The 16,894-nt window shown below is 70.9% G+C and carries 14 protein-coding genes and 1 pseudogene; 9 read left to right on the forward strand and 6 right to left on the reverse strand.

Going from position 1 to position 16,894, the window contains the following annotated elements; translation table 11 throughout:
• Positions 1-173: 173 nt before the first annotated feature.
• The 3 genes from KXC43_RS43635 (at position 174) to KXC43_RS43645 (ending at position 2,189) form a co-directional block, all read left to right on the forward strand.
• Positions 174-1,010 carry an SDR family oxidoreductase gene (locus KXC43_RS43635; protein WP_221382153.1) on the forward strand — a complete coding sequence of 279 codons (837 nt, stop codon included), beginning with the start codon at positions 174-176 and terminating at the stop codon, positions 1,008-1,010.
• Between the two features lie 157 nt (positions 1,011-1,167).
• Entirely contained in the window at positions 1,168-1,578 is a 411-nt protein-coding gene (locus KXC43_RS43640; RefSeq protein ID WP_221382154.1) for a MarR family winged helix-turn-helix transcriptional regulator, read from the forward strand.
• Positions 1,575-2,189, forward strand: a complete 615-nt coding sequence (locus KXC43_RS43645; RefSeq protein ID WP_221382155.1) for a maleylpyruvate isomerase family mycothiol-dependent enzyme — start codon at positions 1,575-1,577, stop codon at positions 2,187-2,189. The genes KXC43_RS43640 and KXC43_RS43645 overlap by 4 nt, the downstream gene beginning before the upstream one ends.
• A 175-nt stretch (positions 2,190-2,364) precedes the next feature.
• Here the strand turns inward: KXC43_RS43645 and KXC43_RS43650 are convergent, their stop codons facing one another.
• Complete coding sequence (locus tag KXC43_RS43650; RefSeq protein ID WP_221382156.1) at positions 2,365-4,494, reverse strand: SulP family inorganic anion transporter; 2,130 nt, start codon at positions 4,492-4,494, stop codon at positions 2,365-2,367.
• A 66-nt stretch (positions 4,495-4,560) separates the two neighbouring features.
• Positions 4,561-5,640 (reverse strand): NAD-dependent epimerase/dehydratase family protein, encoded by a 1,080-nt coding sequence (locus KXC43_RS43655; protein ID WP_221382157.1) that lies wholly within the window; start codon positions 5,638-5,640, stop codon positions 4,561-4,563.
• A gap of 228 nt (positions 5,641-5,868) precedes the next feature.
• Between KXC43_RS43655 and KXC43_RS43660 the strand changes: the two genes are divergently transcribed.
• The 3 genes from KXC43_RS43660 to KXC43_RS43670 are packed head-to-tail and all read left to right on the forward strand — an operon-like array spanning position 5,869 to position 12,075.
• Positions 5,869-8,445, forward strand: a complete 2,577-nt coding sequence (locus tag KXC43_RS43660) for a carboxylate--amine ligase/circularly permuted type 2 ATP-grasp protein (RefSeq protein WP_221382158.1) — start codon at positions 5,869-5,871, stop codon at positions 8,443-8,445.
• Between the two features lie 59 nt (positions 8,446-8,504).
• The gene (locus tag KXC43_RS43665; protein ID WP_221382159.1) at positions 8,505-10,277 is read left to right on the forward strand and encodes an N-acetylglutaminylglutamine amidotransferase; all 1,773 of its coding nucleotides are present in this window, start codon (positions 8,505-8,507) and stop codon (positions 10,275-10,277) included.
• Between the two features lie 19 nt (positions 10,278-10,296).
• Entirely contained in the window at positions 10,297-12,075 is a 1,779-nt protein-coding gene (locus KXC43_RS43670; protein WP_221382160.1) for a S9 family peptidase, read from the forward strand.
• Positions 12,076-12,260: 185 nt separating this feature from the next.
• Here KXC43_RS43670 and KXC43_RS43675 read toward each other — a convergent pair whose 3' ends face one another.
• The 4 genes from KXC43_RS43675 to KXC43_RS43690 all read right to left on the reverse strand — a co-directional run bounded on the left by KXC43_RS43675 (position 12,261) and on the right by KXC43_RS43690 (position 15,232).
• Positions 12,261-13,883, reverse strand: a complete 1,623-nt coding sequence (locus KXC43_RS43675; RefSeq protein WP_221382161.1) for a beta-1,3-glucanase family protein — start codon at positions 13,881-13,883, stop codon at positions 12,261-12,263.
• Positions 13,884-14,021: 138 nt separating this feature from the next.
• A complete protein-coding gene (locus KXC43_RS43680) occupies positions 14,022-14,273 on the reverse strand; it encodes a hypothetical protein (protein ID WP_221382162.1) in 252 nt (83 codons plus the stop codon).
• Between the two features lie 24 nt (positions 14,274-14,297).
• Entirely contained in the window at positions 14,298-14,783 is a 486-nt protein-coding gene (locus tag KXC43_RS43685) for an SRPBCC family protein (RefSeq protein WP_221382163.1), read from the reverse strand.
• Positions 14,780-15,232, reverse strand: a complete 453-nt coding sequence (locus KXC43_RS43690; protein ID WP_221382164.1) for an ArsR/SmtB family transcription factor — start codon at positions 15,230-15,232, stop codon at positions 14,780-14,782. Before KXC43_RS43690 ends, KXC43_RS43685 begins: the two co-directional genes overlap by 4 nt.
• Before the next feature lie 34 nt (positions 15,233-15,266).
• On the opposite strand from KXC43_RS43690, the gene KXC43_RS43695 reads away from it, so the two are divergent.
• The 3 genes and pseudogenes from KXC43_RS43695 to KXC43_RS43700 form a co-directional block, all read left to right on the forward strand.
• Entirely contained in the window at positions 15,267-16,049 is a 783-nt protein-coding gene (locus tag KXC43_RS43695; RefSeq protein WP_221382165.1) for an isocitrate lyase/PEP mutase family protein, read from the forward strand.
• A 336-nt stretch (positions 16,050-16,385) separates the two neighbouring features.
• Positions 16,386-16,514 (forward strand): hypothetical protein, encoded by a 129-nt coding sequence (locus tag KXC43_RS51935; protein ID WP_255645825.1) that lies wholly within the window; start codon positions 16,386-16,388, stop codon positions 16,512-16,514.
• A gap of 82 nt (positions 16,515-16,596) precedes the next feature.
• Positions 16,597-16,894, forward strand: a pseudogene (locus tag KXC43_RS43700) (hypothetical protein); the annotation flags it as partial.

Genomic DNA, 16,894 nt, shown 5'->3' on the forward strand with positions numbered 1-16,894 from the left:
GGGTACACCATCCGCGCTCAAGATCCGCCCGAACGGCCGACGTCCTTCAGGTTCGGCGGTCAAGCGACTGAGCGTCCGCAAGGCGGTGGGCGGCTGAGCGCCCGCGGGGCGGTGGCGGTGGGCGGCTGAGCGTCCGCGGGGCGGCGGGTGGCTGGGCAGCGTACAAAAGGGGGATGGGTTTGATGGTGATCACGGGGGCCAGTGGGCGGTTGGGCGGACGGGTGGCTCGCAGGCTGGACGGGGCCAAGCGGCTGCTCGTTCGGGATGCGGGGCGGGCGCCGGACATTGAGGGCGCTGACGTGGCTGTGGCGGCCTATCGCGATGGGGACGCCGTGCGGCGAGGGCTGGAGGGCGCCGAGACCGTGTTCATGGTGTCGGCGGCCGAGGCGCCGGATCGGGTGACGGAGCATCGGAGTTTTGTGGATGCGGCCGTGCGCGCAGGGGTGCGGCACCTGGTCTACACGTCGTTCATGGGAGCGGCGGCCGACGCTTCTTTCACGCTGGCCCGCGACCACTGGGCCACCGAGGAACACATCCGGGACAGCGGGCTCGCCTTCACGTTTCTGCGGGACAACCTCTATGCCGACTTCCTGCCGTTCATGGTGGGCGAGGACGGCGTCATCCGCGGGCCGGCGGGGGACGGGCGGGCGGCGGTCGTCGCTCAGGACGACATCGTGGACGCCGCGCTGGCTGTGCTGCGCGACCCGGGTGCGCATGAGGGGCGTACGTACGACCTGACCGGTCCGGCCGCGTTGAGCCTCACCGAGGTGGCGGCGGAGATCGCCGCGGCCACCGGGCGGCAGGTCCGCTATCACGCCGAGTCGATTCCCGAGGCGTACGCGTCGAGGGCCTCCTACGGCGCGCCGGACTGGCAGGTCGAGGCGTGGGTGAGCACCTACACCGCGATCGCGAAGGGCGAGCTGGCGGCGGTGAGCACGGCCGTCCCCGACCTGACCGGGCATCCCGCAACGACACTCGCGGAACTCCTGAGCAAAGGCTCGGCAGCCTGAGCCGGAGATCGGTGGACCGCGGCTGGTGAGATCGCCGCCGCCCGCGAAGGCCTGACCGTGTCGGCGTCGTCCGCGGGCGGCCCGGCGAACCTCAATATGACATCATTGTTGTCATGTTGGGGAACGGGGCAGGCTTCTCTACGAGGTGCTGCGGAACGTGCGTCCGCTCGTGCTCAATTCGGCTCGGGTGGTCGAGGCCGACCTCGCGGCCGACGGGCTGACCGTGGGCATGCGGGCCGTGCTCGAAATTCTGGCCGAGCACGGGCCCGCCACCGTGCCGGCCATCGGTGAGCGGCTCGATCTGGCGCGGCAGGGGATTCAGCGGCACGTCAACGATCTCGGCGCGCTCAAGTTGATCGAGTTGCGCGAGAATCCGGCGCACCGCCGGTCGGTGCTGATCGCGCTGACGGCGGCGGGAGCGGCCCGGTTCGAGCGGATCCGCGCCGACGAGCTGGGGCGCCTGGAAGCGATGGCCGCCGAATGCACGGACGACGAGATCTCCGCGGCGGTCAAGGTGCTGCGGAGCCTCAACCGGGACGTGCGACGGCGGGCCGGAGGCGAGCGATGATCTACGAGCTGACCCGCCGGAACCGGCTGATGATCGCCGATCTGCTCGACAGCCTCGACGACGCGCAGTGGGAATCGGCGACGCTGTGCCGCGGCTGGACCGTACGACACCTCGCCGCCCACTTCGTACAGCCGATGCTGGTCGGTTTCGGGCAGTTCTTCCTCGCGTCGCTCCGGTTCCGCGGCGACACCGACCGGACGGTCGACCATTTCACCCGCAAGCTGGCCCGGCGTCCGCGCGCCGAACTGATCGCCCTGCTGCGCGCGCACGCCGGCGACCGGGTCAACCCGCCCCGGGTGGGGCCGATGGGACCGTTCGCCGAGACGTGCGTGCACCTGCGCGACATCGCCCGGCCGCTGGGTCTCGCCGCCGACGTGCCGATCGAGCATTGGCGCCTGCTGCTCGACTACCTCTGCTCGCCCGGCGCCGCGCCCGCCCTCGTGCCGCCCGGCCGCCTGACCGGCCTGCACCTGATCGCCACCGACACCGACTGGACCAGCGGCACAGGCGCAACCGTGACCGGCCCGATCGAAGCCCTCGGCCTGGCCATCACCGGCCGCCCCGCCGCCCTGCCCGACCTCAGCGGCCCCGGCGTCGATCAACTCGCCTGACCGACCGAAGCAGAGAGTTGTCCACAAAGTCAGTCTGTCCACAGGGCGCCAACGTGATCTCGCCGAACTCGACGATAATGTCGAGCGGGGGCCTACCCCCTGGGTGGGTGGGCTCTGCGGGTGGGCTCTGCGTGTGGGCTCTGCGGGTGGGCTCTGCGGGCGTCGGCGGGCACGATTACGGGCTGCTCGCCTTCACGGGGAGCGGCTCGCGCACGCCACGATCCGGGTCGACCGCGTACATGCGGGCCTCCGCCAGGTCGAAATACAGGCCGGTCAGCGTCAACCGCCCCTCGGCCTCGGCGTCGCGGACCACCGGGTACGTCCGCAGGTTCAGCAGCTGCTGGGCCACGTTGGCCGTCACGCAGTGTTCCTCGTCGGCGCAGTCGGAGAAGTCCGCGCCGGACTGGGCCAGCCACCGTCCCAGCGCCTGATCCTCAGCGAAGCCACCCTTCATGAGCGCCCGCACCGCCCCGCACCCCGAGTGCCCGCACACCGTGATCGTGCCCACCCCCAGCACCCCCACGGCGAACTCGATGGCCGCCCCCACCGACGAGTCCCCGGCCCCGTGCGGCGGCACGATATTGCCCACGTTCCGCACGCAGAACAGGTCGCCCGGCCCGCTGGTCGTGATCAGATTCGGGACCAGGCGAGAGTCCGCGCAGGTGATGAAGAGCTGTTCCGGCTGCTGCCCGTCGCGGGCCAGGCCGGCCAGGTGGGGGCGCACCAGCGGGGCCACGCTGCGTTCGAACTCGCGGATTCCCGCCTCCATCGCGTCGCGGCGTTGGCGGTCTCGGTCCTGCCACTGCGTCCACGAACCGAAGCGGCGGGCGGGGGCCGTCTTGCCGTCGCCCAGGCGGCCGTTCGTGGCGCGGGCGAACCACTCGTCGTTGGTTTCGCGCATCGTGACCTTGCCGCCGGCCTTCTCGTACGTGGAGATCCAGTCGTCGATCACCTGGAAGGCGCCGTGGTCAAGGTAGTCGAGGTGCAGTTCGATCGTGACGTGTTCACCGGCCGGCACGAGAGCCAGCGCCCGCGCGACCCGGCCCGAGCCGACGAAGGCCAGCGAGCCGCTGACGGTGACCGTCCACTCCCCCGGGCCGGACGCCACGACGCGGGTTTCGCAGCGGGCGAGCCGCCACAGCATCGTCAGCACCGCCGCTCCGAGCCCGAGCGCGACCCCGGTGAGCAGGTCGGTCGCCACCACAGCGACGGCGGTGATCAGGTACGTCGGCAGTTCGCGGTGCCGGATGTAGGTGCGGATCTGGGCCAGGCTGATCAGCCGCAACCCGACCACGACCAGCACCGCGGCCAGCGTGGCCATCGGGATCGTCTCGAGCAGCGGCGCGCACAGCAGCACGAAGACCGCGATCCACAGGCCGTGCAGGACGGCCGACATCCGGGTGCGGGCGCCCGCGGCCACGTTGGTCGAGCTGCGCACGATCACGCCGGTGATCGGCAGGCCGCCGAGCAGACCCGAGGCGGCGTTGCCGGCGCCCTGGGCGACCAGTTCCCGGTTGAGGTCGGCGCGCGGGCCGTCGTGCATGCGGTCGACGGCCACGGCCGAGAGCAGGGATTCGACGCTGGCGACGAGAGCGATGGTCAGCACGGCCACGGCGATCGGGCCGAGTCCGGCGTCCGGCCAGCGCGGGAGGATCAGCTCGTCGAGCGGCTGGTCGGGCAGGTCGACCCGCTTGACGTCGGCGCCGATTGCGGCGGCCAGGGCAGTGGTGACAACGACCGCGGCGAGGGCGGCCGGCAGCAGGGAGGTCTTCACCAGGCGCGGCCAGAACAGCAGGACGGCGATGGTGAGCACGCCGAGCAGTGTCGAGACGCCGTGGCCGCCGGCGATCTGGGCGGGCAGGTCGCGCAGGTTCTTCCAGGCCTCGCTCTGGGCGTCGCCGCCGAGCAGCACGTGGATCTGGCTGAGCGCGATGACCAGGCCGATGCCCGCCAGCATGCCGTGCACGACGGCGGGCGAGAGGGCGAGGGCGGCGCGGCCCAGGCGGGCGACGCCAAGAAGGATCTGTACGCCACCGGCCAGCGCGACGATGGCGGCGGTGCCGGCCAGTCCGAAATCACCGATGGTCCCGGCCACGATCACCGTGAGCCCGGCCGCGGGCCCGCTGACCTGCAACGGCGCCCCGCTGAGCAGGCCCACCACCACGCCCCCGACGACCGCCGCTATGAGCCCGGACAGCAGCGGCGCACCGGAGGCGGCGGCGATGCCGAGCGAGAGCGGGATGGCGATCAGGAAGACGACGATGGACGCCGGGACGTCATGCCGGAATGCCTTCAAGACGGACATTCCGGCAATGTACCCATAAAGAGTTAACGCGCAGTTACGACGCGAGCGCGCTCAGCCAAGCCACAGCTAACTGACGGAAGGCTTCCAGACATCCTGGTTCGCCTCGTACATCTCGCGCAGGATCGCCGGCACGTCGTAGGTCAGCTTCCAGTCCGGGTAGTGCTGCTCGAACCGGGCCGTGCTGCTGATCCACCACTGGTGGTCGCCGGTGCGGGCCTGGTCGACGTAGTCGGTGCGCGCCTCGAGGCCGGTGATCTGCTCGGCGATCTGGAACGCCTCGATGTGGCTGCAGTTCGAGAAGCGGCCGCCGCCCATGTTGTAGACCTCGGCGACGCGGGGCGCCTTGTGGAACGCCTCGAACGCCGACACCAGGTCGTGCGAGTGAATGGCGTCCCGCACCATTTTTCCCTTGTACCCGTAGATGTGGTACATCCGCTGCTCCATGACGCACCTCATCACGTACGCCAGGAAGCCGTGCAGCTCGGCGGCCGAGTGACCCGGTCCGGTGAGCGTGCCGCCCCGGAAGACCGCCGTGGGCATGTCGAAGTACCGGCCGTACTCCTGAACCAGCACGTCCGCCGCGACCTTGGAGGCGCCGAAGACCGAGTGCAGGGTCTGGTCGATCGACATCTGCTCGTCGATGCCCTGGTGCCACTGGTGGTCCGCGGGCAGCTCGTACCGGCTCTCCTGCTCGATCAGCGGGAGCCGGTTCGGGGTGTCGCCGTAGACCTTGTTGGTCGAGGTGAAGATGAACGGGGCGCTCGGCGCGTGCGCGCGCGCCGCCTCCAGCATGTTGAGCGTGCCGACCGCGTTGACGTCGAAGTCGGTGAACGGCTCCTTGGCCGCCCAGTCGTGCGAGGGCTGGGCCGCGGCGTGGATGACCAGGCCGATGTTGCTGCCCAGCTTGGCGAAGAGCGCGGCCAGCCCGTCCCGGTCGCGGATGTCGATCTCGTGGTGGGTGTACCGGTCGCCGACCTCCTTGGTCAGGCGGTCCAGGTTCCACCGGGTGGAGCCGTCCTTGCCGAAGAAGTAGCTGCGCATGTCGTTGTCGATGCCGACGACGTCCATGCCGAGGCCGGCGAAGTGCCTCACCGACTCGGAGCCGATCAAACCGGCGGATCCGGTCACCACGACGACATTGCTCATCAAACAACCTCCTGGAGAGAGTTCGGCCCGAGGTTACCGGAGGTAATGCCTTCAGTCCGGCCATGGGTGGTGGGCGGGGCGGTTGGACGGGGCACACAGCTTGGCAACTGCCTGCTGTGTCGTCACAGTCATGCATGGCACTGATGTGAAACGGGCACGTGACAGATTCGGCACATGTGATGGCGAGGCTCCGACAAGGCAGAGTTGGGCCAGGAGAAGGGCGGTCCCATGACGGAGTCTTTGAGCGTCACCTCGGGTGATGCTACGGCGAGCCACGGCCTCGACCTCGGTGTCGAGGAGGAGTTGCACGTCGTTGACCTGGTCACCCGTGAGCTCGTACCGAGGGCGCAGGAGATCCTCGACCGGCTCGACCCGGCACATTTCTCGGCCGAACTGCACCGTTCCGTGGTCGAGACGAACACTCCGGTGGCCATCACGCTGGACGGTCTGCGCGACGCCATCGTCGATCGCCGGCGCACCGCGATCACCGTCGCCGAGTCGCTCGGGCTGGGACTGGTCGCCTCGGGCACGGTCCCGCTGGTCGACCTGGAGTCACTCCCCGTGACGCCCACCTCGCGCTACCGGCGGATGCTCGACGACTACCAGATGCTGGCCCGGGAGCAGTTGATCTGCGGCGCCCAGGTGCACGTCGGGGTGCCCGACCGGGACGAGGCGGTCGCGGTCACCCAGCGGGTCGCCTCGGCGCTGCCCACGCTGCTCTCGCTGAGCACCAGCTCGCCGTTCTGGATGGGTGAGGACTCGGGCTATGCCAGCGTGCGCTCGCTGGTCTGGCTGCGCTGGCCGACCGCCGGCGACCCGGGCCCGCTCAACAGCGCGGCCGAGTTCGACGAGCTGGTGGCCGACCTGATCGCCTCGGGCACCATCACCGACCCCAAGATGGTCTATTTCGACGTGCGCCCGTCGGCCCACGTGCCCACGGTCGAGCTGCGCGTCACCGACTCCAGCCCCGACGTCGACACGGTCGTGCTGATCGCCGGCTTGTTCCGGGGTCTCGTGCTGCGCGCCCAGCAGGACTACCGCGCCGGTCGCCCCTTCACGCCCACCCGGCCGCCGGTGCACCGCGCGGCGATGTGGCGCGCCGCCCGCTCCGGTTTGGAGGGCGACCTGCTCGACCTGCCGCGCTCGCCGCAGCCGGTGCCGGCCGCGGTCGCCGTAGAGCGGCTCGTCGGCGACCTGCGGCCTCAGCTGGAGGAGCTGGGCGACTGGGAGCAGGTCTTCGATCTGTCGGTGCGGGCGCTCAGCCGGGGCAGCTCGGCCGCCCGCCAGCGCCGGGCCCTGGCCCGCCGCGGCCGCATCTCCGACGTTGTCGACCTCGTCGTGGCCGACACGCGCGGCGGCGCCACCGGCATCGGCCCCGAGGGGCAGACGGTTCCGGCCGGGCTGTTCCCGTACGCCGCCGCCGGTGACGAGGCCTTCCCGGGCGGTGAGGTCGATCCGGCATACGCGGGCATCACCAATGTCCTGACGGCCCTCGGGTCGGCCGGCCTCCGCCGCCGCGAGGACGCCAAGGACGACGAGCAGCGCGCGCGAGGCATCACGTTCAGCGTGGCCGGCGAGGCTGCCACCCGGCTGTTCCCGTTCGACCTGGTGCCGCGCATCGTGCCTGCGGCGGACTGGGCTGGGCTGCGGGTCGGGCTGGTGCAGCGGGTGCGCGCGCTCGACCTGTTCATTCAGGACGTGTACGGCGAGCGCAACGTCGTCCAGGACGGCATCGTGCCCGAGTGGGTGCTCGACGGCTCGCCCGAGCTGCGCCCCAGCGGCGCCCTGGTCGCCCACGAGGGGGTCCGGGCCCAGGTGGCCGGGGTCGACCTGGTGCGCGACGCCGACGGCAAGTGGTGCGTGCTCGAGGACAACCTGCGGGTGCCGTCCGGCATCGCGTACGCCATGCAGAACCGCCGCCTCACCCAGAGCGTCCTGCCCGAGCTGCCCGAGCCGGACGGCCTGATCTCGGTCGAGCGCACCCCCGAGCTGCTGCGCCGCGCCCTGACCGACGCCGCCCGACCGGCTGCCGGCGACAACCCGAAGATCGTGGTGCTCAGCCAGGGCCCGGACGACTCGGCCTGGTTCGAGCACCGGATGCTGGCCGAGGAGATGGGCGTCCCGGTCGTCCGCAGCACCGAGCTGTTCGTCGACGACACCCGCGTGTTCCGGATCCGCGACGGCAAGCGCCACCCGGTCGACGTCATCTATCTGCGAATGGGCGAGGACAGCCTGGTCCACTCCCCCGGCGCCGACGGCATGCCGCTGGGCCCCAGCCTGGTCACCGCCCTGCACGCCGACACGGTGGTGCTGGCCAACGCGCTGGGCAACGGGATCGGCGACGACAAGGCCGTGTACGCCTACGTGCCCCAGCTGATCGAGTACTACCTGGGCGAGAAGCCGCTGCTGGCCGACGTGCCGACCTATCTGTGCGGACTGCCCGAGCAGCGGGCCGAGGTGCTCGACCGCCTGCACGAGCTGGTCTGCAAGCCGGTCGACGGCTACGGCGGCGACCGGATCGTCATCGGCCCCCACGCTTCGCCGGAAGACCTGGCGGCCGTACGCCGGCAGATCCGCACCGCGCCGCACCGGTGGGTCGCCCAGGAGGTCGTCAACCTCTCGACGCACCCGGTCTTCGACGGTCACCAGCTCGCGCCCCGGCACGTCGACCTGCGCGCCTTCGTCTTCACCGGCAGCGAGTCGGTGGTCGCCCCGGCCGCGCTGACCCGGGTCGCCCCGGCCGGCTCGATGATCGTCAACTCGTCGCGCGGCGGCGGCTCGAAGGACACCTGGTTGCTCGGGTGACCGGCGTGTTACGGCCCGGTGACCTGATCGAAACCGACGACAGGGAGGTTCGGTAAATCATGTGCGGAATCGCGGGCGAACTGCGGTACGACGGGCACCTCGCGGACAGCGAGGCGGTCCGCCGGATGCTGCCCTGCCTGGAATCGCGCGGCCCCGACGGCGAGGGCCTGTGGGCGCGCGGACCGATCGCGCTCGGCCACCGCCGCCTGAAGATCATCGACCTCTCCGAGGCCGGCGGCCAGCCCATGACCGACGACGAACTGGGCCTCTCGCTGGTCTTCAACGGCTGCATCTACAACTACAAACAGCTGCGCGAGGAGCTTCAGGGGTACGGCTACAAGTTCTTCTCGACCTCGGACACCGAGGTCATCATCAAGGCGTACCACCGCTGGGGCGCCGACTGCGTCCAGCACTTCCTGGGCATGTTCGCCTTCGCGATCGTCGAGCACGACAGCGGTACGGTCGTGCTGGCCCGCGACCGGCTCGGCATCAAGCCGCTCTATCTGGCCGAGACACGGGGCCGGGTGCGCTTCGCGTCGACGCTGCCCGCGCTGCTGGCCGCCGGTGACGTGGACAAGTCGATCGACAAGGTCGCGCTGCAGCACTACATGACGTTCCACTCGGTGGTGCCGGCGCCGCGAACGATCGTCAACGGCGTCCGCAAGCTTCCCCCGGCCACCGTCCGGGTGATCCGGGCCGACGGCACCGCGACCGACCAGGTCTACTGGGAGGCGTCGTTCACGCGCCGGCCCGAGGTCGCGGACGCCGAGTGGCCGGAGCTGATCCACGAGAAGCTGAAGGTGGCGGTCGAGCGGCGGATGGTGGCCGACGTGCCGGTCGGCGTGCTGCTCTCGGGCGGCATCGACTCCAGCTACATCGTGGCTCTGCTGGCCGAGCAGGGGCAGCGCGGCCTGACGACCTTCAGCATCGGCTTCGAGGCGGCGGGCGGCGAGACCGGCGACGAGTTCGCCTACTCCGACATCGTGGCGAAGCAGTTCGACACCGTGCATCACCAGATCCGGATCGGCAAGGACCGGTTCCTGCCCGCCGTCGACCGCACGGTGGCGGCGATGAGCGAGCCGATGGTGTCGCACGACTGCATCGCGTTCAACCTGTTGAGCGAGGATGTCTCGAAGTCGGTCAAGGTCGTACAATCGGGGCAGGGTGCGGACGAGATCCTGGCCGGCTACAGCTGGTATCCGCCACTTGAGCACGTGCCCTACGGCCAGGCCGTCGACGCGTACGCGGAAGAGTTCTTCGACCGCCCGCACGCCGACCTCGCCCGGCAGCTGAGCCCCGAGTGGCTGATCGGCGACGACGTCAGCCGGGAGTTCGTCGCCGCGAGCTTCGGCCGGCACGGCGCCGAGACCGCGGTCGACGCGGCGTTGCGACTCGACTCGCAGGTGATGCTGGTCGACGATCCGGTCAAACGGGTCGACAACATGACTATGGCGTGGGGCCTCGAGGCTCGCGTACCGTTCCTCGATCACGAGTTGGTGGAACTGGCCGCGGCCTGCCCGCCCGCTCTGAAATTGGCGCACGGCGGCAAGGGGGTGCTCAAGCAGGCGGCCCGCGGGGTGGTGCCCGACGAAGTGATCGACCGCACCAAGGGTTACTTCCCGGTTCCGGGCATCCGGCACCTCGAAGGAGCGATGCTCGACAAGGTGCGGGACGCACTCTTCGCACCGGCCGCCCGCGATCGGGGCCTCTTCCGGCCCGAGTACGTCGACGCGTTGCTGGCCGACCCGAACACCCCGCGCACCACGCTCGGCGCCAACCAGCTGTGGCAGCTCGCCCTGCTGGAGATGTGGCTGCAGGACAAAGGAATCTAGACAACGAGGGAGGACCCGTATGACCGGTCAGTTCAACCGTGTCGACGTCACCGTGCTGCCGATGGGCTGGACGAATCGTGAGACGGGCTCCTTTCCCTCGGAAGTCTCCGGAAGCTGGTCGCCGGCCCTGTCGCCGGACGGCCGGCACGCCGCGTACGTCTCCGACCGCAGCGGCCGCCCCCAGGTGTGGGTGCAGCCGGTCGGCAGCGAGCTGACGTTCCTGGTCGACACGGGCGAGGCCCCGGTGGCCGCGGTGCAGTGGTCGACCGGCGGCGGCTGGCTGGCCTGTCTGGTGGCTCCGGGCGGCGCTCCCCGGCACGAGGTGTGGCTGGTGCGGCCGGACGGCTCGGAGCTGCACCAGGTGGGCGGCTTCAGCGACGGCACGGCCGACAACATGCGCTGGCTGCCCGGCCGGTCGCTCCTCGCGCTGACCGAGAACCTCACCACGGCCCTGCTGATCGACGCCGTCTCCGGCGAGCGGTCGGTGGTCGCCCGGGGCGAGTTGATCTCGCTGCTCGACGTGTCGCCCGGCCGCGACCGCGCGCTGCTGCGGGTGGGGCCGCGCGGCGACCGGCACATCGTGGTCCGCGACCTGCTGACCGGCGTCGACGAGTTCGTCACGGCCGGCGAGCAGGCGGTCTTCGGGCCGGACGGCGAAACCGTGTACGCCCGCACCGAGTCCGGCGAACTGCCGGCGCTCATCCGGGTGGCCAAGGGCGGCGTGGAGGTGCTGGCCGCGTCCGAGACCGACGAGGTCGAGTCGTTCACCATCACAGCCGACGGGCGTACGGCCGCGGTGTTGTGGAACGTGCGGGGCGGGCTGTCCGAACTCACGCTGATCGACCTCGACTCGGGCGCGCGGCGGCCGGTGACCCCGCTGCCGGGCTCGGTCGTCAGCGGCCCGTCGTGGTCGTTCGACGGTTCCGCGCTGGCCTTCACGGCCGAGGGGCCGGGCCAGCCGCACGGCGTATGGGTCTCGTCGGCGACCGGCGTCGAGGCGGTGTCGGCCGATCCGGCGGCGCCGAACGCGGTGCGGCCCACGCTCGAGACGTTCGCCGCGCACGACGGGCTGATGCTGACCGGCTGGCTGTTCCGGCCGGCGGGCGACGGGCCGCACCCGACTGTGCTGTGGTTCCACGGCGGCCCCGAGGCGCAGGAGAGGCCGGGTCACGGGCCGCTCTTCCAGTCGCTGACCGACCGCGGCATCGCCGTCTTCGCCCCGAACGTGCGGGGGTCGTCGGGCTTCGGCCGCAGCTTCGTCAACGCCGACAACCTGGGGCTGCGCTACGCGGCGATCGAGGACGTGCGGTCGTGCGCCCGCTACCTGACGGAGTCCGGCGTCGCCTCCACCTTGGGGATCATGGGCCGTTCGTACGGGGGTTATCTGACCCTGGCCGCCCTCACCACGTTCCCCGACCTGTTTGCGGTCGGCATCGACGTCTGCGGCATGTCCAACTTCGCGACCTTCTACGAGCACACCGAGCCGTGGATCGCGGCCGCCGCCGTCTCGAAGTACGGCGACCCGGTCGCCCACCGCGAGCTGCTGGCCGATCTCTCGCCGATCACCCGCATCGACCGGCTGCGGACGCCGCTGATGGTCGTCCACGGCGAGAACGACAGCAACGTTCCGCTGATCGAGGCCGAACAGGTCGTGCGGGCCCTGCAGGAGCGCGGGGTGCCCCACCGCTACCTGCTCTTCCCCGGCGAGGGCCACGAGCTGCTGCACCGCTCGTCGCGCGCGGACTACCTGCGCGAGACGGTCGACTGGCTCACGACCTACCTTTCACCGGTCAGATAGGCAAAGGGAGCGCCGGCCACCGTGCGGTCCCCTCCCGCAACGGTGGTGCCGGCGCTCCCGTCTCATCCATCTGCGTTCCCGTCGTCGGTCCCGAACCCCACGCTCAGGACGGCAACCTTCCCCTCGTCGTCCCGAACCCCACGCTCGGAACGGCGACGGTGCCGGATCGCAGACGACTCACCGGATCAGAACTGCGACAACGTGATCCCGGCGGTTCGCGGGTCGCCGCTGTGGACCAGCGACTCCTGGTTCTGCACATCGTCGAAGGCGAACGCGTACGCCTTACCGTCCACCATGTTGTCGTGGATCACTTTGGCGTACAGGTTGGCCGGGTTGCCCTGGTAGAAGTCGGCCGCCGTGCCGCTGGGCTGGGTGTCGAGCCGGCCCAGCGTGGTGCGGGTCAGCGCCGCGCACAGCGTCCGGGCGATCGGCCCCACGACCAGGTCGTTCGGAGCCCCGAGAGCGCCGTCGCAGCCCCACACGTTGGCGGTGGACGGCTTCGTGAAGGACGCGACCGTCCGGCCCGCGCTGTCGGTGAAGTTCATGACGTTGCCGGTCGTGCGGCCCAGGAACCTGGTGTCCGGCCGGTCGGTGAACGGCACGACAGTCAAGTTCTTTCCCGCGTACGCGTTCCAGGCGCTCGTGATGTACGAGTCCAGGTACGTGGGGCTCATCAGCCCCGCGTCGGCCGCTTTGCCCGGCGCCAGCACGCGCAGCACCGTGCCGTCGCCCCGGGTGACAACGCTCCGGGCGAAGTCCGGCGACGCCTTGACCGCGTCGATGACCCGTTGCCGGCCGCCCGCCTTGACCTCCCCGGTCTTCGCGGTGCGCCCGTCGCCGCCGGTCACGCTGACCACGTGCGGCACGGCGAACATGTCGACCTGCGAGCTGTTGAGCCACAGACCGGAGTCGTTGAGGGTGAACTCGCTCCAGTCGAACAGGATGTCGCGGTTGGGGTCGCCGCCGGCCCACGGCGCCGGCTGCACGAGGCCGTCGGTGGTGAGCCGGAAGTCCAGCTTCTGCCCGAACGACATGTAGAGGCGGCCGGAGAGGTTCTTCGGCAGCTTCAGTGTGGTCGTCGCGCCGTCGGCCGGGCCGGCGATGGCTACGTCGGGGGCCGGCGCCGGAACGGGCCCGCCGCCGGTCCACGCGGTGAAGGCGCCGGCCGCGTTGACGTAGCCGAGCTTGCCGGTCGTCAGGTTGGTGCCCAGCACGTACAGGAAGACGTTGTCGCCCCGCCCGGTCTCGTTCCTGACCGCCACCGGAAGCGTGCTGCCCGCCGGCGGAACATCGGCCGGCTTGGTCGTGGGCGCCGTGGTCGGCGCCTTCGTCGTCGGCGCGACGGTGGGCGCGGTGGTGGTCGGGGCCTTCGTCGTCGGCGCGACGGTCGGCGCCGTCGTGGGGGTCGCTTCGCCTGCGCCCGAGCACGGCGCGCCGTTGAGCTTGCAGTTGGCCGGCTTGCCGCCCGAGCCCACGAAGCCGAACGTCACGGTCGACCCGACGGCGACGCTGCCGTTCCAGCCCCGGTTGGTGAAGGTGCGATGGCTGCCCGCGGTCACCAGGTCGGCGTCCCAGTAGCTGCCGATCGCGCCGCCGTCCGGGAGGTCGACCTCGACCTTCCACGACGACATCGCGTCGGCGCCGGTGTTCTTGATCGTGACCTCGGCCTGCCAGCCCGAACCCCAGTCGGAGACCGTACGCAGCGTGGCGGTCGCCGCGGCGGCCGACGCCGGGAGGGCGATCCAGGTGGTGATCCCGACCACGACCGCGACCACACCGGACAGGATGAAACTTCGTTGGCGACGCATCTCTGACTTGCCTCCGTAGTGAGCCGGACCAGCCCATCCTTGGAAGCAGCCCGCCGATCCACCCCATCCAGGATGATCTTTAAGGTCGCTTTAAGGTCGTATTGCCCCTCTGCCCTGCCCGCCCTGCCCGGCGTTCCCTCAGCCCAGTTCTTTGATCTGCGCTTCGATGCGCTCGCGGCGCTGCTCGAGGGTGTCGATGACGGCTTCGGTCTCGGCGAGGCCGGTCAGCTCGGTGGCGATCTCCTCCGGCTCCTGCAGTTCGATCGACGTGTCGCTGTCCCGCCCGCGGCGGGCGGTGACGTCGCCGGCCAGCCGGCGCAGCTCGGCCAGCTCCTCGTCGACGTCCTTGAGTTCCTGGCGCAGCTGGTCAGCGGTCTTGTCACTGGTCATGACCGCCATCCTAGGGTCGCAGCCTCAGGACTCCCGCAGGGCCTCGAAGTACGGCTTCATCGACGGGTAGTAGTCGTTGAAATCGGGCAGGGGCCGGCCGTCGCGGGCGGCGACCAGGTTGTCGAGGTAGTACTCCCAGCCCGGGCCGACCTCGCCGACGCCCTCGGTGGTCGTCAGGTGGTGCACGAAGCGCAGCTCGGTCTCGCCGCCGACGGCGGTGAGCAGCAGCTCCAGGTGCCAGGCGCCGGCCTCGTCGACCGTGGAGAGGGCCAGCCGGTTCGGGGGCTCGCAGGCGTCGATCCGCGCCTCCATCCAGGGGTTGTTCTCCTCGTACGCCAGCTGGACCTTGACGGTGCGGCCGGGCCCGGCCTCGCCGGTCCACTGGCCGAACCAGCGCGCGGTGCGGCCCGGTTCGGTGACGCTGGCCCAGACGTCCTCGATGCCGGCCCGGAACGTACGGCTCAGAATCAGGTCGTTGCCCTCGAGCCGGCCCGTGGGTGCGTTGGTCATGCCGTCTTCTCCCGTCGGTCGGGCGCCGCTCTGCCGGGCGCCGCTCTGTCGTGCGCTGCCGTGCCTTGCGTTGCCGTGCCTTTCGTCGCCGTGTCTCGCGCTGCCCTGTCTTGCGCCGCCGCCGTCCGCCGGTCGCGGCGGGTGCGGTAGACCTCGGTCTCAAGGGCGTCGAGCCGCCGGTTCCACACGTCGGCGGAATCCGCGAACCCGGCGAGCCAGCTCTTGACCTCGGTCAGGGGTGAAGGGTCGAGCCGGTAGACGCGCTCGCGCCCCTCGGCCGTGTCGCGGACCAGGCCGCTTTCGCGCAACACCCGCAGGTGCCGGCTGACGGCGGGCCGGCTGATCGGAAAACGCTCGGCGATGCGGCGAGCGGGCAACGGGCCCGCCCGCAACACCTCGAGAATCTGCCGGCGAACCGGATCGGCGATGGCCGCCACGACGTCGTCCACCCGAAAAGCGTAACTCATCGGTTACGCTTCAGCCATGAGAGATCGCTTCCACGCGCTGCACGAGAGCGGAACCTTCCTGCTGTCGAACCCGTGGGACGCCGGCTCGGCCCGGCTGCTCGAGTCGCTCGGCTTCCCGGCCCTGGCCACCACGTCATCGGGCCTGGCGGCAAGCCTGGGCAAACGCGACCAGCAGGTAACCCGGCCGGAACTGGTGGCACACGTCGCCGCCCTCACCGCCGCCGTCGGCATCCCGCTCAACGTCGACGCCGAACGCTGCTTCGCCGACGCGCCCGAGGGCATCGCCGAGACCGTCGACCTGCTCGCCGAGGCGGGCGCGGCCGGCATCTCCATCGAGGACTACGACCCCGCCACCGCTCGCATCGAAACCCTGGAGTCCGGAATCGAACGGGTCGCCGCCGCGGCCGAGGCCTGCGCCCGCCACAACATCGTGCTCACCGCCCGCGCCGAGAACCACCTCTACGGCTACGACAACCTGGACGACACGATCGAACGCCTGCGCGCCTACCGGGCCGCCGGCGCCGACGTCGTCTACGCCCCCGGCCTCAGCACCCCCGGCGACATCGGCCGCGTGGTCACCGAGGTGGCCTGCCCGGTCAACGTCCTGGCCGTCCCCGGCGCCCCCTCGGTACCCGAACTGGCCGCCCTGGGCGTCCGCCGCGTCTCCACCGGCGGCGCGCTGGCCTGGGCCGCCTACGGAGCCCTGCGGGACGCCGCCCGCGAACTGCTCGACACCGGCACCACCACGTTCCGCACCGGCTCCCTGACCGAGGACGAGATCGACCGCGCCTTCGGTTGACCGCCCCGGCCGGGTGGTCGCGGCTACGCTCCGATCCCGGCCGGGTGGCCCTGAGCGTCGGCCCTGCCGCTTGCCCACCCCTGTTCGCGGCGCTCACGAACCGCTCAACATGACCCCACCACTGATCGCCACGCTCACAAACCACCCAGCATGACCCCACCACTGATCGCCACGCTCACAAACCGCTCAACATGGCCCCGCCACTGGTCGCCACGCTCACAAACCGCTCAACATGGCCCCGCCACTGGTCGCGGTGACGCCACGCCGGCCGGGGTGAGCGTCGATCGGCCTGCGCGACCGACCGGGGCGCCATCTTGAAGATCTACACCGTGCGCCGTGGCATGGACGGCTTGCGACCTCGGCGTCATTGCGGCTCAGCGGGGCGACTCGGATGCGGCCCGGATGCACCTCGAAGCGGCCGGGGACGACCCGCGGGCGCTGTATCTGCTCGGCGGCTCACGCTGAGCACGATCCCGGAGCGGCCGTTCCGCTGTACGAGCGGGCCGCCGCCCCGGGCAACGCGGACGCCGCGTACAGCCTCGGCGACTTGGACCGGGCGGCCGTCCTCTATCGAGCCGCCGCCGAGGGCGGGGACGGGATCGCCGCCTTCAACGTTGGACTGCTGCTCGGCAAGATTCCCGAGGCCGCGCCCTGGCTGCGGCAGGCGGCCGAGTCGGGGATCGCCGAGGCGTACTCCGTGCTGGGTGACCGGCTCAGCGAGCAGGATCTCGACGGCGAGGCCCTGCGGTGCTACCTGCGGGCCGCGGAGGGGGGGGTGTCCCTATGGTTTTTGTCAAGCAGCGAGGGCGAGCTTTTCTGCCGGTTTGTGCTGGTAGGGGGTGTGG

It is taken from the genome of Paractinoplanes polyasparticus, assembly GCF_019710575.1.
Taxonomy (GTDB): domain Bacteria; phylum Actinomycetota; class Actinomycetes; order Mycobacteriales; family Micromonosporaceae; genus Actinoplanes; species Actinoplanes polyasparticus.

Coding starts and splice junctions, on each gene's coding strand:
- KXC43_RS43635 (WP_221382153.1), top strand. CDS start 174: ATGGGTTTGATGGTGATCACGGGGGCCAGTGGGCGGTTGGGCGGACGG.
- KXC43_RS43645 (WP_221382155.1), top strand. CDS start 1,575: ATGATCTACGAGCTGACCCGCCGGAACCGGCTGATGATCGCCGATCTG.
- KXC43_RS43650 (WP_221382156.1), bottom strand. CDS start 4,494: ATGTCCGTCTTGAAGGCATTCCGGCATGACGTCCCGGCGTCCATCGTC.
- KXC43_RS43655 (WP_221382157.1), bottom strand. CDS start 5,640: ATGAGCAATGTCGTCGTGGTGACCGGATCCGCCGGTTTGATCGGCTCC.
- KXC43_RS43660 (WP_221382158.1), top strand. CDS start 5,869: ATGACGGAGTCTTTGAGCGTCACCTCGGGTGATGCTACGGCGAGCCAC.
- KXC43_RS43665 (WP_221382159.1), top strand. CDS start 8,505: ATGTGCGGAATCGCGGGCGAACTGCGGTACGACGGGCACCTCGCGGAC.
- KXC43_RS43670 (WP_221382160.1), top strand. CDS start 10,297: ATGACCGGTCAGTTCAACCGTGTCGACGTCACCGTGCTGCCGATGGGC.
- KXC43_RS43675 (WP_221382161.1), bottom strand. CDS start 13,883: ATGCGTCGCCAACGAAGTTTCATCCTGTCCGGTGTGGTCGCGGTCGTG.
- KXC43_RS43680 (WP_221382162.1), bottom strand. CDS start 14,273: ATGACCAGTGACAAGACCGCTGACCAGCTGCGCCAGGAACTCAAGGAC.
- KXC43_RS43685 (WP_221382163.1), bottom strand. CDS start 14,783: ATGACCAACGCACCCACGGGCCGGCTCGAGGGCAACGACCTGATTCTG.
- KXC43_RS43695 (WP_221382165.1), top strand. CDS start 15,267: ATGAGAGATCGCTTCCACGCGCTGCACGAGAGCGGAACCTTCCTGCTG.